The organism is Flavobacterium sp. (genome assembly GCF_040383245.1).
Lineage (GTDB): Bacteria > Bacteroidota > Bacteroidia > Flavobacteriales > Flavobacteriaceae > Flavobacterium.
In genome coordinates, this window is sequence record NZ_JBEIDX010000004.1 from 1 (window position 1) to 14702 (window position 14702).

The following is a 14702-nucleotide window of genomic DNA, read 5'->3' on the forward strand; positions in this document are numbered from 1 at the left end:
AAAAATGAATATGAAGATTTGGGTATTTTGCTTTTTTGTTATATTGAACCTCAGGTTTGACAAATGTTGTTTTACCTATTAGTTTGGATTTATTCTCCTCAACAATTTTTTTAATACCTTCAATCCTAAAATAATTCATAATGGTAAATTTATCTGTTGGATTGATTGTTACCATCCAATGTTTCAATTGTATTGGAAATTCAATTCCACTATCAATTATCATTAATTCTTCAAATTTTTTGTATAATTTTTCACAATTGTTCCTTTCCTGAGGAAATTGACAATCTACTTCTATTGAAATTAATCCTCTTTCATTTGTTTCACATTCAAATCCGAATAACGGGTCTAATTTTTTCATAATACTCTTTTACTATAAGTATTTGTAAAAATTAAAGAAGTCATTTTTTGATTAAAATTTCTCTAAAAATTTTTAAACGTGTTTTGGGTTATTTAAGGAACTATCCCCCTCCATATATAAAATTTTTCAAACGGGTTTGTAAATTTGAAATTAATAAAGGGTCAAGCATTATAAACGAAACTATCCCCTATATAATATTAAATTGACGGGAGCCCCTATGGTAGGGGGATACGTAGGGGAGCCCCCATCAAAAAGTTGTGAATAAGTGGTTAGGGGGAGGTATTTGGTATTTATTGTTTAAACCTACCGAAGGTGGTTTTGTTTAAATCTTTTATCTTTTTCAAGTCAAAATTCTTCGTTAAATATTTCTGAGTAATTACTACTCCGGAATGTGATAAACTTTGGGAGATTTCATAGACGCCTAAACCTTCTTCTATCATAAAGTTTGTAAATGAGTGCCTAAAAGTGTGACTTGATATATTGTCTAAATCTAATTTCAAATCAGTTTTTATTTTTTTTAGGTAGTAATTATACCTAAGGGACATTGATTTATAATCTTTTAATTGACTTTCAGTCATTTCATCCCTCTTTGAATATTTTAATAATTCATTGCTATTAAAGTATTCATTAAAAATAAATTGTTTTTTAGGTAAAGTTTTTATGTGATGTAAAAGTATCTTAATAAGTTGTTTTTCATATTTTTCCTTTTCAAGATTTGTATATGTATTGAAGTCAGATAACTCATTAGTTACACTACTATTACCTTTTATTAAGTTGTGTTTTTCTATCGTGTAATTGTATGGATTTACAGGCGGTAATTTTAATTTGAAGATGTTTAGTAGGACATATATTAACAGCCCACTTTCATAGGGAATAATAATAGTTTTAGTATTTTTTTTTGTTGTATATGTTATCCCTGTATTTTGGAAATCTTCTACTCTTAGCATTGAAAGGTCACTGAAACGCATCCCCATTCCAAATAGCTGTGTAAGACCCATTTGAACGTAATTGAAGTATCTATAATCAGACGTTACACTAATCAATTTCATAACATCCTCCGTCGTTAAAAGGTCTTTAACCCTCGACGGGGGAACTTTAATGTTTAGTATTTTAAATATATTTTTTAAGTATCCCACATTAAAATCTTGTACGTTTATTTTGTTAAGTATCCCTTTGAGTATTACAAAATAGTGGTAAATAGTAGAGTTGGTGATGTTTTTCTTTTGAAGAAATTTTTTGAAACTTATTAATAATTCAATATTTACACTTTTGATTTCAATATCATTTTCACCAATTATTTCTAAAAATGATTTTAAGTGTTTTTGGACAACTTTATATCCTTCTCTCGTGTTCAGATTGTCAATGTCCAACATAGTTTCAGAAATATACTCTAAAAGGTATTTCGGAGAGTTATTATTGTTAATCTCAAATGGTGAATTTGAAAGATGGTCTTTTATCCTGTTATTGTATGTTAAATAATCAAAAATATTATTCTTGCGGAATTGTTTGAATTCCTTGTCGTAATATTTGGTAAAATTTTCTTCCGATATTTTCAAAGACAAACTCATTTGTTTCTTCTTTCCTTTTCCGTTGAAATATTGGATTTGAAGGGTACCGATTGTGTCCGTTGATTTAACCTTCTTTAATATTACGTTTGAAGTTCCCATATAAATGTATTTAACGAGACAAATATAGTGAAGTTTTAGTGAAGTTTTATCAAATAAAACTTATTAGTGAAGGTGTAGTGAAGTCATTAATCTAAAGTGAATATTGTATTAAAGTATTGATTTGTATGTATTTGTGTTTTATTTTACAAAAAAAACAATCATACCTTCTTTATGAAACATAAAATAATGTATTTTGTATTTATTGATTTTGTTGTGTTATGACGATATAGTATTATTGACAATAAGAATTGTAATGCTGTGAAATCAATACTCGTTGACTAGCCTGCCCCTGAACGGGTGTAATGTTTGTAATTTTATAATAATAAAAACCTCCATCAACTTTATACCATTTATTCGCTATGGGTGTAAATGAAGGAGAATCAAATTTAATATACATCCCAAAACTACTAACATCAGTAACGGTATTGTTTAAACAACGAGCTTCAGATACAACTTGATAAACTTTAGGTTCTGATGACGAATCGTCATTACTACTTTTAGAACAAGATGACAAAAACAGACTTAATGTAAAAACAAATAAAATAATTTTTTTCATATTCTTTTTTTTAGTTAAATATTATTGAAAGTTTGTTGTAAATCAAAAAAAAACAAACTTAATTTTGAATTGTGTTTTATATGAGATTTAAAATTTGATAAAACAAAAATACAAAAGGTGCTACAAATATAACACTATCTAGTCGATCTAAAATACCCCCATGACCGGGCATTATTTTTCCGCTGTCTTTTACTCCGGCTATGCGTTTAAATTTAGATTCAATTAGGTCGCCCAAAGTTCCTATGACCGAAGCAATAATTGCAATAGTTACCCAAATCTGAATCGACTTTTCACTAAATATAGGGCTTGGTTTAATGTAAAATTTAGAAATCAAAACCCCTGCTAATATGCTAAATAAAATTCCGCCAAGAAACCCTTCAATAGTTTTTTTAGGAGAAATTCGTTCTAATAATTTATGTTTTCCTATTGATTTTCCTACAATGTAGGCAAAGGTGTCATTAGTCCAAATGATGATAAACAGTCCAATAATAATTTTAGGGTTGTATTCATTTATCCCAAATGATATTTTGGTAATGAAAAAGAAAGGCAGTATAACATAACCTAAAAGGTAAATTATTTTATTTGATTTAGATATTTCTTGAATGCCGTCACTAAATAAGAAATGAATGCATTTTATAGAAATAATTAATGTTATTGCTAGTAATATTTGATATAAAAAATTTGAGTCAAAGGAAAGTTGATATGATTTATTTGTAATAGAAAACAACGTTTCTTCAACCAATTTTTTATAAAAACATACTAAAGTTATTGATCCGTAAAATAGAAAAGCAAAAACAATTGGAATGACTTTATTAATTTGAACTAATGCGCAAAATTCATATACGGCAATTAGTAGGAATAATCCAAATAATATAAAAAAGCTCTCGTTAGAGTAAAGGATAGAAGCGATTAAAAGCGTTATGTAAACCGCACCAGAAATTGCTCGCTTTAAAGTTTCATTCATGTTACAAATCTTCGAGTAACAATAAATATAAATTTTTTGCAGAGCTACCATAAGTCAAGAAATCTTCTTCTTGTACTTTTTCAAAATACTTTATAGCAGTAATATTTGTTGGGTAATCTTTATCGTATTTCTTTTTAATAGCACGAAGTCCGTCGCTTTTTGTTTCCAAAATTTGACTAGTTGTTGCTAATATTACAATGTTGTCCGGAAGTTCGTTTGGTTTTTTATGCTTTATTTGATTAGATGAAAAAAGAACCGATCCTTCATCTGCTAATAAATTTTCGCAACTTGCAAAAAAGAATTTTGGAGCAGTAATGTTTTTATATTCTAATTTATTTTCGTCTAAAAGTGAAAATAATTTTGTTTCATTACATAACACTTCGCTTTCAAACCAATCATTTTCTTCTAAAATATTTTCGAATTGTTCTTTAACTTCGTTAAGATTTTCACAGTAGATAAATTTCCCTCCATTTTTTTTAAAATTGAAAGTAAATAAATCATCAACAGGAAGGTTGGAAGGTATTGGGCTATTGTATTCGCTTGTGCCATCCTCTTGGGATGAGTCGTTGCCTCCGCCAAATATTTTTCTAAAAAGACTCATAGTACTAAATAAAATTCTTTATTTCTTGCTTGAAAACTTTCAAAGATAAAAAAATCTTAATTCAAAAACATTTTTTGAATTAAGATTTTTACATATTTATTAAAAAATTATTTATTCTGCTATTTCAGGTGTGTTTTCTTCAGAAATATCGAAAGGTCTTTTTCCAAAAATAGTTTCTAAATCATCTTTAAAAATGACTTCTTTTTCGATAAGAATATCTGCAAGCTGAAGCAATTTTTCTTTATTATCATTTAATATTTTAATTGCTCTATCGTATTGACTTTCAATAAGTAAAGAAATTTCTTTATCTATGGTAATAGCAGTTTCTTCAGAGTAAGGTTTGTTGAAATTATATTCACTTTGACCTGATGAATCGTAATAAGTTACATTTCCTAATTTGTCATTTAATCCATAAATGGTAACCATAGCACGAGCCTGTTTAGTTACTTTTTCTAAATCAGATAATGCTCCAGTTGAAATTGTATCAAATATTACTTTTTCTGCTGCTCTACCACCCATTGTAGCGCACATTTCATCCAGCATTTGGTCTGGACGAACAATAAGCCTTTCTTCAGGTAAATACCAAGCCGCGCCTAAACTTTGTCCTCTCGGCACAATAGTTACTTTAATAAGTGGTGCTGCGTGTTCTAGCATCCAACTTACTGTGGCATGACCTGCTTCGTGAACTGCAATAGCTCTTTTTTCGGAAGGTGTAACAATTTTATTTTTCTTTTCTAAACCACCTACAATTCGGTCTACAGCGTCAAGAAAATCTTGTTTGTCTACCGCAGTTTTGTTATGTCTAGCTGCAATTAAAGCTGCTTCATTACATACATTTGCAATATCTGCACCAGAGAATCCTGGAGTTTGTTTGGCTAGAAATTCCGTATCTAAACCTTCCACTTTTTTAAGTGGCGCTAAATGCACTTCAAAGATTTCTTTACGCTCTCTAATGTCCGGTAAATCAACATAAATTTGACGATCAAAACGCCCAGCACGCATTAAGGCTTTATCCAAAACATCGGCTCTGTTGGTTGCTGCTAATACAATTACATGGGTATTAGTACCAAACCCATCCATTTCGGTAAGTAATTGATTTAGTGTATTTTCTCTTTCGTCGTTACCGCCCGAAAAATTATTTTTTCCTCTAGCTCTACCTACGGCATCAATTTCATCAATGAAAATTATCGCAGGTGATTTTTCTTTTGCTTGTTTGAATAAATCTCTTACTCTAGAAGCACCAACACCAACAAACATTTCAACAAAATCAGATCCTGAAAGCGAAAAGAATGGAACTTTTGCTTCTCCAGCAACTGCTTTGGCAAGTAAGGTTTTTCCTGTTCCAGGAGGTCCTACCAATAAAGCACCTTTTGGAATCTTACCTCCAAGAACGGTATATTTTTCTGGGTTTTTTAGGAACTCAACTATTTCTTGAACTTCTTCTTTTGCACCTTCTAAACCAGCTACATCTTTAAATGTAGTTTTTACATCTTCTTTTTCATCAAATAATTTTGCTCTTGATTTTCCAATATTGAAAATTTGTCCGCCACCGCCACCAGCACCGCCAGACATTCTTCTCATAAAGAACAACCAAACACCAATAAGCAGCAACATAGGAAGGAATCCTACAATGTATTCGGTCCAATCACTTTTAATTTTAAAATCATAATCCTTAAGCTTTTTGGCTGTTTTTGCTTGTATTAATTTGTTTTCAAAATTTTGAGCATCCGCAATTTCAAATAAATAATGAGGTCCTTTATTTGCGCCACCAAAAACAGGATCTTTGGCCACTTTGCTATTTGATTTTTGTTTTAGTGCTGCAGCAGTAAGATAGGCTTCTGCTTGCACTTTATTGAAAACAATTACCTTTTCAATTTGACCACTGTTTAAAAGTTCATCAAATTTTGAAGAAGAAATTTTCGTTGGATCTTGAAATCCGGTGCTATTAAAAATATTTAAAAGAACAAACATAAAAATGATTGCTCCAGAAATCCACCACGGACTAAATTTTAAACCACTTGGTTTTTTATTGTCTGCCATTATTTTTTTTATGTTTAGTTTTTATTTGCAATCGAAGTAATTTTAGCATCTCCCCACAAGCCTTCAATATTGTAATATTCACGAATTTCTTTTTGAAATACATGAACCACAATACTTACATAATCCATTAATACCCATTCGGCATTATCGGTACCTTCTACATGCCAAGGTTTGTCTTTAATTTCTTTTGAAACAATTTTTTGGATTGAATTTACAATTGCATTTACTTGTGTATTTGAAGTCCCACTACATACAACAAAGTAATCGCATACCGCGTTGTCAATTTCTCTTAAATCAAGAATATCAATATCATTTCCTTTTACTTCTTCAATTCCTTTAAGGATGTTTGTTAATAAAACATCGGTACTCACTGTCTTTTTTACCATCTAATATTTTGTATGAATTGCAAATGTATCAAAAATTGTCCTTAATTTTGAAGCTTAACATAAGTTTAAACTTCATTTATTTTAAATATTTTAAATATGTCATTAATCAAACTCAGTGCCATAGATTCTACTAATGACTATTTGAAGGTGCTTTCAAGAAATCAAATAATAGAAAATTTCACTACAGTAGTTGCAGAAAAACAAACACAAGGAAAAGGGCAGATGGGGGCTACTTGGATTTCTGAAGAAGGTAAGAATCTAATTATGAGTATATTGGTTAAAGAAGTCTTGCGAGATGTTGATGCAATTTTTCACTTGAATGTTGCTGTTGCTTTATCAATATTTGAAGTTTTAAATGAAACTAAAGTCTCTAATTTATCTATTAAATGGCCTAACGACATTATGTCAGACCATAAAAAGATTGCTGGCATATTAATTGAAAACAGTATCAAATCGGATGGTAAAATTGAATCGGTTGTTGGGATTGGAGTTAATGTAAATCAGCAAAATTTTGAAAATTTACCTAAAGCCTCATCAATGGCAGTGGTTTCAAATTCTGAATTTGATTTGGACGAACTTTTACACAAAATTATTTTTCAAATAAAGAAAAATTGTGGTTACATCCTTACTAATCAAACGGATAAATTATGGAGTAAATACCATGAAAATCTATTTAAAATTAGCATTCCAATGGCTTTCGAAGATGTTCACCAAAATAAATTCATGGGAATTATTCAAGGAGTTACCTCAAACGGATTGTTGCAAATAAAAGTAGAAGACGATTCGGTTAAAACCTTCGGAATTAAAGAAGTCCAAATGTTGTATTAACCTATTAATACTACAATTTATGCATGTTGCTTACCAAAGTTTCGATAAATTTGGTAATAGGACCTTTAATCATCATGGCCATCATTGGGTTGAACTCTCCTTCAAAATCTAGTTTTACCTCACAAGAATTTGGGGTAACTTCAGTTATTGAGGCATTCAAAGAAAAGGGTAATTTATCACTTGCAGCAACCAAAACAACTTTAGAGTATGGAGTTCCTTCTTTTAAACGTAGTTTAATTTCAGGCATTCCAGCTAATCCAAAATTAAAAATGTCGTCTCCAAGAACCTCAAATTTAGCGATGTTATCGGGCATTAATTTTTCATAATTTTTCACTTCAGATAATTCATTAAATAAATATTCTGAAGATTTTTCTACGATAACTTTTGGACTTTCTAAATTCATTTTTAATGTCATTGCGAGGAACGTATCAATCTCATCCTCTTAGTTTATATTATTTTACTTCCCAAGTTGACGGACTTGTTCGCCAATCTTGAAGTGTTGATTGTTCTTTCTCTGAAATGTAATTTTTTGAAACTGCCAAATTCAACAAATTCTCGTAGTTGCTTAATGTGTGCAATTCAACTCCAGCATTTTTAAAGTTTTCTTCGGCAACTGCAAATCCGTATGTGAAGATTGCAATCATGCCTTTTACATGAGCACCAGCTTCTTTTAAAGCTTCAACCGCCATTAAACTACTGTTTCCAGTTGAAATTAAATCTTCAACAACAACTACAGTTTGTCCTTTTTGTAAAAAACCTTCCACTTGATTTTGTCTACCATGTTTTTTTGCTTCAGGTCTTACATACACGAATGGCAATCCAAGTTCTTCTGCAACAAGAATTCCAATTCCAATTGCTCCTGTTGCAACTCCTGCAATCACATCTGGCTTACCATAAATTTCAGTAATTTGTTTAGCAAATTCATCTCTGATGAAATTTCTAATTGCTGGAAATGAAAGAGTTAGTCGGTTATCACAATAGATTGGTGAGTTCCATCCAGATGCCCACTTAAAAGGATTTGACGGATTCAATTTAATTGCATTTATTTGTAAAAGCAATTCGGCTGTTTTTTCGGCTGTTTTTGTATTGTAAATCATAGTGCAAATGTATAAAGTTTTTGTAAACGACAAACCACTTTTTTTAACAAATAAAGTATCTAAAGAAACCGATTTTCAACTGTTTTTACTTGAAACCGTTGACATAGAACAGCTTATATTGAAAATGTTCAATAATAAGATTAAGAAAGCTTATTTGTATCATCCAGATGAAAAAGAAATACTAAATAAGGTTAAAGAAAAAATACCTGTTAAAAAAGCGGGTGGAGGCTTGGTTTACAATAATAAGGGTGAAGTATTATTTATTTTCAGAAACGGAAAATGGGATTTGCCCAAAGGAGGATGTGATAAAGGAGAAGAAATTGAAGATTGCTCTATTCGTGAAGTCGAAGAGGAAACCGGAGTAAATGATTTGAAAATCACTAAAAAACTCCAAAAAACGTATCATGTTTTTAAACGAAATGGAGTTTATAGATTAAAAATCACCCATTGGTTTGAAATGACAACCACTTTTGAAGGAATTCCTGTTCCTCAAGAAAACGAAGGAATTGAAAAAGTGGCTTGGTTAAATCAAGAGCAAATGAAAGAAGCGCTCAATAATTCTTATGAAAATATCAAATTGTTATTTGAATAATTTAATTTTCAATAATTCGTACTGAATCAGGAACTAAAACCGTGTAATCTCCACCATTTCTAATTACATCGCGCACAATACTAGAACTGATATACGATGTTTTTGCAGCTGTTAGTAAAAATACAGTTTCAATTTTCGATAATTTTCTGTTGGTATGTGCAATTGCTTTTTCAAATTCAAAATCGGCTGGGTTTCTTAAACCACGTAGAATGAATTGGGCATTTTCTTTTTGACACAAGTCAATCGTTAATCCTTCATAAGTTATGACTTTAACTTTTGGTTCGTCTTTAAATGCGTCTTCAATAAATCGCTTTCTGTCTTCAAGTGAAAACATGTATTTCTTTTCGGCATTAATTCCAATAGCAACAATTACTTCATCAAATAACGAAATTCCTCTTTTTATAATATCAAAATGTCCTTTTGTAATTGGGTCAAACGATCCTGGAAATATAGCTTTTTTCATATTTTCTTTAAGATAATAGTTGCAAACTCTCGATTTATTTATTTCTTCCAAATAGGTTTACGCTGTAAAGCTAAATTTATTTCGTTTTCCAACAAATTAGCCATATCCATTTTAGCATAGGCTGCTTGCTGAGGGAAAATACTTTGTGGCGATAAACCTGGATTGGTATTGATTTCAATGAAATGTGGTACATCATTCATGATGATGAAATCAGTTCTCGAAAAACCAGTCATTCCCAGAGATTCATATACTTTTTTAGCTGTTTCGATGACTCTGTTTTCAACTTCTTGGGATATTCTAGCTGGAGTAATTTCTTCTGATTTTCCTAAGTATTTTGCTTCATAATCAAAGAAGGAATTTTGTGAAACTATTTCTGTGATTCCTAATACTTTGGTTTCTCCTAGGTATTTTAATACACCAACCGAAACTTCGCGGCCATTCAAATACGATTCAATTAAAATATCATTGTCTTCTGCGAAAGCAAAATCTAAAGCTTTTTGAAAATCCTCTAAAGTTGTAACCATCGAAACTCCCAAAGAACTCCCAGATTGATTTGGTTTCACAAAAAAAGGAAGGCCTAATTCTGCAGCAACTTGGTTTCCATCAATAAGGTCTCCTTTAGTAACATAAATTGAATTGGCTTTTGGGATATTAAATTTGGATAATACAGAAAGCGTATCTCTTTTATTAAAAGTCAATGCCGATTGGTAAAAATTACAACCGGTATAAGGCAAATCTACCAATTCCCAATAAGCTTGCATGTGGCCATCCTCACCTGGAGTACCATGAATGGTATTTACAGCAACTTCAAATTTTATTTTTTGATTGTCTTTTGAAAATGAAAAATCAGATTTGTCTATGGGATATTTTACACCATCTATTAAACAATACCAATCGTTTAATAGAATATGAATTTCAAAGGGGGTATATTTAGATTTATCTAAACTATTTAATATTAATTGACCGCTTCTTAAGGATATTACCGATTCATCAGAATATCCTCCCATAACAACTGCTATGTTCATTGAGGAAATTTTTAATTACTATACAAAAATAGCACAATTGTTGAAACTAAAAATTATATCTTTGCCTTAAATACATTTTTTATGAGTTTAAGAAAATATCTTACCAGTAAAGTTTTTGTTGCCCAAATGTTATCAGCTTTGTTAGTAGTGGCTGTAATTGCTTTTTTGTTTTTTCATTGGATCACTTTTGTGACGAATCATGGCAATGAAATTACTGTACCCAACTTGGCTCGATTAAATGAAGAACAGGTAGATGAAAAATTAAGTGAACTCGATTTAGATTACGAAATTATTGATACGGTTGATTATAACCCTAACTATCCAAAACTTACAGTGGCGCAACAAGAGCCAACTGCTGGATCTAAAGTAAAAGGTGGACGAAAAATTTATATCAAAATAAATGCTGCTACTTTTAAAATGGTTGCGGTTCCAGATTTAATTGAAAAAACATACCGTCAAGCAGTTCCAACACTTAAAGCTGTTGGTTTGCAAGAAGGTACAATAAAATATATACCATATATTGGTAAAGATATGGTTTTGGAAATGTGGATGAACGGCAAGAAAATTAAGCCAGGAATCCGAGTTTTAAAAGCTTCACGAATTGATTTAGTTTTAGGGGATGGTAAAGTGGTCTTTGATGATACTGAACTTGATACCATTCCTAATAACGAGATGCCTACAGATACCATTCCAAATGAGCAATAATATTGATCTTCAAGAACCTGAAGAAGAACTTTTTGAGCATTTTCGATTTGATGTTCCAAAAGGACAAGCTTTATTACGAATTGACAAATATTTAATGTTGATGGTGCCAAACGCCACTCGAAATAAAATTCAGAATGCGGCAACTAACGGCGATATTTATGTAAATGATATTCCTGTAAAATCGAATTATAAGGTTAAACCATTGGATGTTATTCGTATATTATTGGCACATCCACCATTTGAAAATAGGGTAGATCCAGAAGATATTCCGCTTGATATCGTTTATGAAGATGATGCCTTATTGTTGATTAATAAACCACCAAATTTTGTAGTGCATCCCGGTCACGGAAACTATACCGGAACTTTAGTAAACGCATTGGCTTTTCATTTCGAAAATTTGCCTTTAAATAGCTCTGAAAGACCTGGTTTGGTTCACCGTATAGATAAAGATACTTCAGGATTACTTGTTGTGGCAAAGACTGAAGCTGCAATGACGCACCTAGCAAAACAATTTGAAGACAAATCATCTGAGAGAGAATATGTAGCTTTGGTATGGGGAAATGTGAAAGAAGATCAAGGAACCATCACCGGAAATATTGCACGTCATTTGAAGGATAGAATGCAAATGGCTGTTTTTTCCGATCCAGAAATTGGTAAGCATGCTGTAACTCATTATAAAGTATTGGAGCGCTTTGGTTATGTTACTTTAATTTCCTGCAAATTGGAAACGGGTAGAACTCATCAAATTAGAGTACATTTAAAACACATTGGTCATACTTTATTTAATGACGAGCGCTATGGCGGAAATTTAATTTTAAAAGGAACTACTTTTACTAAATACAAACAGTTTATTGATAACTGTTTTAAGACGTTACCAAGGCAAGCGTTACATGCTAAAACATTAGGTTTTGTGCATCCCACAACAGGAAAATATATGCTCTTTAATACAGAGATTCCAAAGGATATGGCCGACTGCATTGAAAAATGGAGAAATTACTCTAAGTCAGTTGAGTTAGACGAAGAATAAAAAAAGAGCTGTTAAGCTCTTTTTTTATTAATTTATAATAACCTTCTTTGTAAATGATTGATTGTTGGAATTTAATTTAAGAAAGTAAAATCCGTTTGGAATATTTTCTAAAGTATAGTGATTGTTATTAAATTGTGGATTCTTTACCTCCATTAATAATTGCCCATTTAGATTTATTACTTGCAAATCATCAATAGAGACAGTACTTTCAATATTTATCTTATGATCCTTTGAAGGGTTTGGGTATACGGATATGTTTGTGTATTCAAAACTTTGATTATCAAGAAAAATATTTGGCCAACGATTTTGAGCTATTGGACCACCCCAAATAACTGTTGCTAAATAAGGATTGTCAATAAATGGATTTCTATTCCCCTGACTATAAGCATTTAAAGCATTTCCTAAATAGGTGTTGCGATTATCCTCATATTGAGAAACTGGATCTTCTGAATTCCATTGTAATAATAAATTTGGCATATTTATATCTGAAGATGCAGTTGTGCCAGAACAAACAAATGTTGGTAAACATTGTACATCATATCTCAAGTACATATACATTAATATTCTTGCGACATCACCTTTCCATTCGTCTCCGGGATACCAAAATAAACCTACTATTCCTGAGTTACCAGAACCAGCTGCATAAAGCCTGTTTCCTCTTAAACTATTTCTTTGAACATCACAAGCACGAAGCATTTGCGCATCGGCTCCTGGGCCTAGTTGGCCCAGATCTGGATTACCTAATGATTGTGCAAAAATATGTTCTCTATTCCAATCGCCATTATTTCCACTATTGCTGTCTTTTCCTCTTGTTCTGTCATTTGTAACATCAGTATCCGTTCCATTTTCCCATCCATAAACTAGAAGAACATTACCAGAATTTGATGGATCTAAATCAACAATTTTAAGTGCGCTCCAAACCTGAGAATAACTTAAAAGATTGGTATGAGTTGTTGTGATTTTTGTTGCAAGAGCTGATTTTAAGTTAGTTCCGGTCTGTGTCCAATTGAATCCATTGTAATAGGGTGAAGCTGGCGCTCCATCTTGAGCTAATCCAAGGGTTACAGAAATTAATAATAATAAAGAATAAATGTTTTTCATAATGTTAGGATTTTCTTTCTAATAACGCCATGTAAAATCCATCAAAACCTGATTCTGAAGATAATATTTTACAATCTTTTTCTAATTTAAATTGTTGACCGATTTCTGTTTTTAAAAACTTAGCAACTTGTTCTTGATTTTCCGATGGCAGAATTGAGCAAGTAGCGTAAACCAATTTACCGCCTGGTTTTACAATCTTTGAATAGTTTTCTAAAACCTCTGATTGTACTTTTCGAATATTGTCAATAAATTCGGGTTGCAATTTCCATTTAGCATCAGGGTTTCTTTTCAAAACTCCAAGTCCGCTACAAGGCGCGTCTATTAAAACGCGATCAGCTTTTTCGTGTAATTTTTTGATGACTTTGGTGGTGTCAATAATTCGGTATTCAATATTAAAAGCACCATTTCTTTTAGCTCTTAATTTTAATTGCTTTAATTTACTTTCATATAAGTCCATAGCAATTAATTGGCCTTTATTTTCCATTAATGAGGCCAAATGTAATGTTTTTCCACCTGCACCTGCACAAGTATCTACTACTCGCATTCCGGGTGCAACACCTAAAAATGCTGCAACCAATTGCGAAGAGGCATCTTGAACTTCAAACAATCCTTCTTTAAAAGCATCAGTCATAAATACATTGGCTCTTTCTTTAAGTACTAATGCATCGGGTTGATCTTTTAAAAAATCAGTTTCAATATTTAAATCCATTAGAATGGCGCGTAATTTTTCCTTGGTAGTTTTTAAAGTATTGACACGTAAAATTACTTGAGCTTGTTTGTTTTGAGCTGCAATTTCTTTTGTCCAAGTTGCTTCACCAAGTTCTTTTATTCCAAGTTCATCCATCCAATCTGGAATGGATTCGCGCATTTTTCGGATTTTGGAAAGCTCGTCAAACTTACCTTTGATTTTTCGCTCTGGAGTACCTTCTAACTGTCTCCAATCGGGAATTGGATAACCACGTAATACTGCCCAAACGGCAAACATGCGCCAGATGTCTTCTCGGTTGTAAGGCTCTTTTACTTCCGCAATTTCAGCATACAATCGTTTCCATCTTACCACTTCATAAATGGTTTCGGCTACAAACTTTCTATCGGAACTTCCCCAACGCTTGTCTTTTTTTAAGGCACGAGCTACTGCTTTATCAGCATAATCTCCTTCGTTAAAAATAGCATTTAGTGAATCAATAGTAGTGTAAACTAAATTTCGGTGTAATCTCATTTTAAATTATTAAGCCTGTAAAGGTATTGCTTTTATATAAAACAAAAAAGTATGCGAGGTGCATACTTTTTTT

17 protein-coding genes are annotated in these 14702 nt (G+C 31.6%); 4 read left to right on the forward strand and 13 right to left on the reverse strand.

The window, feature by feature from the left end; genetic code table 11:
* The 7 genes from ABWO08_RS02795 to rsfS form a co-directional block, all read right to left on the reverse strand.
* Positions 1–358, reverse strand: a 358-nt coding sequence (locus ABWO08_RS02795; protein ID WP_353083535.1) for a hypothetical protein, incomplete at its 3' end; no start/stop codon positions are given.
* Between the two features lie 290 nt (positions 359–648).
* A complete protein-coding gene (locus tag ABWO08_RS02800; RefSeq protein WP_353083536.1) occupies positions 649–2025 on the reverse strand; it encodes a tyrosine-type recombinase/integrase in 1377 nt (458 codons plus the stop codon).
* 232 nt (positions 2026–2257) lie between these two features.
* Positions 2258–2581: a hypothetical protein gene (locus ABWO08_RS02805; RefSeq protein WP_353083537.1), complete on the reverse strand. Its 324-nt coding sequence runs from the start codon at positions 2579–2581 to the stop codon at positions 2258–2260.
* Between the two features lie 76 nt (positions 2582–2657).
* The gene (locus tag ABWO08_RS02810; RefSeq protein ID WP_353083538.1) at positions 2658–3545 is read right to left on the reverse strand and encodes a phosphatidate cytidylyltransferase; all 888 of its coding nucleotides are present in this window, start codon (positions 3543–3545) and stop codon (positions 2658–2660) included.
* A 1-nt stretch (position 3546) separates the two neighbouring features.
* Positions 3547–4146: an LUD domain-containing protein gene (locus tag ABWO08_RS02815; protein WP_353083539.1), complete on the reverse strand. Its 600-nt coding sequence runs from the start codon at positions 4144–4146 to the stop codon at positions 3547–3549.
* A gap of 111 nt (positions 4147–4257) precedes the next feature.
* Positions 4258–6186, reverse strand: coding sequence for an ATP-dependent zinc metalloprotease FtsH (gene ftsH / locus ABWO08_RS02820; RefSeq protein ID WP_353083540.1), 1929 nt, complete (start codon positions 6184–6186; stop codon positions 4258–4260).
* Positions 6187–6200: 14 nt separating this feature from the next.
* Positions 6201–6572 carry a ribosome silencing factor gene (gene rsfS / locus ABWO08_RS02825; RefSeq protein ID WP_353083541.1) on the reverse strand — a complete coding sequence of 124 codons (372 nt, stop codon included), beginning with the start codon at positions 6570–6572 and terminating at the stop codon, positions 6201–6203.
* A 96-nt stretch (positions 6573–6668) separates the two neighbouring features.
* On the opposite strand from rsfS, the gene ABWO08_RS02830 reads away from it, so the two are divergent.
* Complete coding sequence (locus ABWO08_RS02830; protein ID WP_353083542.1) at positions 6669–7400, forward strand: biotin--[acetyl-CoA-carboxylase] ligase; 732 nt, start codon at positions 6669–6671, stop codon at positions 7398–7400.
* A 10-nt stretch (positions 7401–7410) separates the two neighbouring features.
* Here the strand turns inward: ABWO08_RS02830 and ABWO08_RS02835 are convergent, their stop codons facing one another.
* Together ABWO08_RS02835 and pyrE are read right to left on the reverse strand one after the other, a co-directional pair.
* Positions 7411–7803 (reverse strand): SRPBCC family protein, encoded by a 393-nt coding sequence (locus ABWO08_RS02835; protein ID WP_353083543.1) that lies wholly within the window; start codon positions 7801–7803, stop codon positions 7411–7413.
* 49 nt (positions 7804–7852) lie between these two features.
* Complete coding sequence (gene pyrE, locus ABWO08_RS02840) at positions 7853–8497, reverse strand: orotate phosphoribosyltransferase (RefSeq protein ID WP_353083544.1); 645 nt, start codon at positions 8495–8497, stop codon at positions 7853–7855.
* Between the two features lie 7 nt (positions 8498–8504).
* On the opposite strand from pyrE, the gene ABWO08_RS02845 reads away from it, so the two are divergent.
* Positions 8505–9089, forward strand: coding sequence for an NUDIX hydrolase (locus ABWO08_RS02845; protein ID WP_353083545.1), 585 nt, complete (start codon positions 8505–8507; stop codon positions 9087–9089).
* 1 nt (position 9090) lies between these two features.
* Here the strand turns inward: ABWO08_RS02845 and coaD are convergent, their stop codons facing one another.
* Positions 9091–9552: a pantetheine-phosphate adenylyltransferase gene (gene coaD, locus ABWO08_RS02850; RefSeq protein ID WP_353083546.1), complete on the reverse strand. Its 462-nt coding sequence runs from the start codon at positions 9550–9552 to the stop codon at positions 9091–9093.
* 38 nt (positions 9553–9590) lie between these two features.
* On the reverse strand, positions 9591–10577 hold the full coding sequence (locus ABWO08_RS02855; protein ID WP_353083547.1) for a D-alanine--D-alanine ligase: 987 nt from the start codon (positions 10575–10577) through the stop codon (positions 9591–9593).
* Between the two features lie 81 nt (positions 10578–10658).
* Between ABWO08_RS02855 and ABWO08_RS02860 the strand changes: the two genes are divergently transcribed.
* Together ABWO08_RS02860 and ABWO08_RS02865 are read left to right on the forward strand one after the other, a co-directional pair.
* The gene (locus ABWO08_RS02860) at positions 10659–11282 is read left to right on the forward strand and encodes a PASTA domain-containing protein (RefSeq protein WP_353083548.1); all 624 of its coding nucleotides are present in this window, start codon (positions 10659–10661) and stop codon (positions 11280–11282) included.
* Complete coding sequence (locus ABWO08_RS02865) at positions 11272–12309, forward strand: RluA family pseudouridine synthase (protein WP_353083549.1); 1038 nt, start codon at positions 11272–11274, stop codon at positions 12307–12309. Before ABWO08_RS02860 ends, ABWO08_RS02865 begins: the two co-directional genes overlap by 11 nt.
* 27 nt (positions 12310–12336) lie before the next feature.
* On the opposite strand, the gene ABWO08_RS02870 is transcribed toward ABWO08_RS02865, so the two are convergent.
* Entirely contained in the window at positions 12337–13410 is a 1074-nt protein-coding gene (locus ABWO08_RS02870) for an endonuclease (RefSeq protein ID WP_353083550.1), read from the reverse strand.
* Positions 13411–13414: 4 nt separating this feature from the next.
* Positions 13415–14629, reverse strand: a complete 1215-nt coding sequence (locus ABWO08_RS02875) for an RsmB/NOP family class I SAM-dependent RNA methyltransferase (protein ID WP_353083551.1) — start codon at positions 14627–14629, stop codon at positions 13415–13417.
* Positions 14630–14702: the final 73 nt, after the last annotated feature.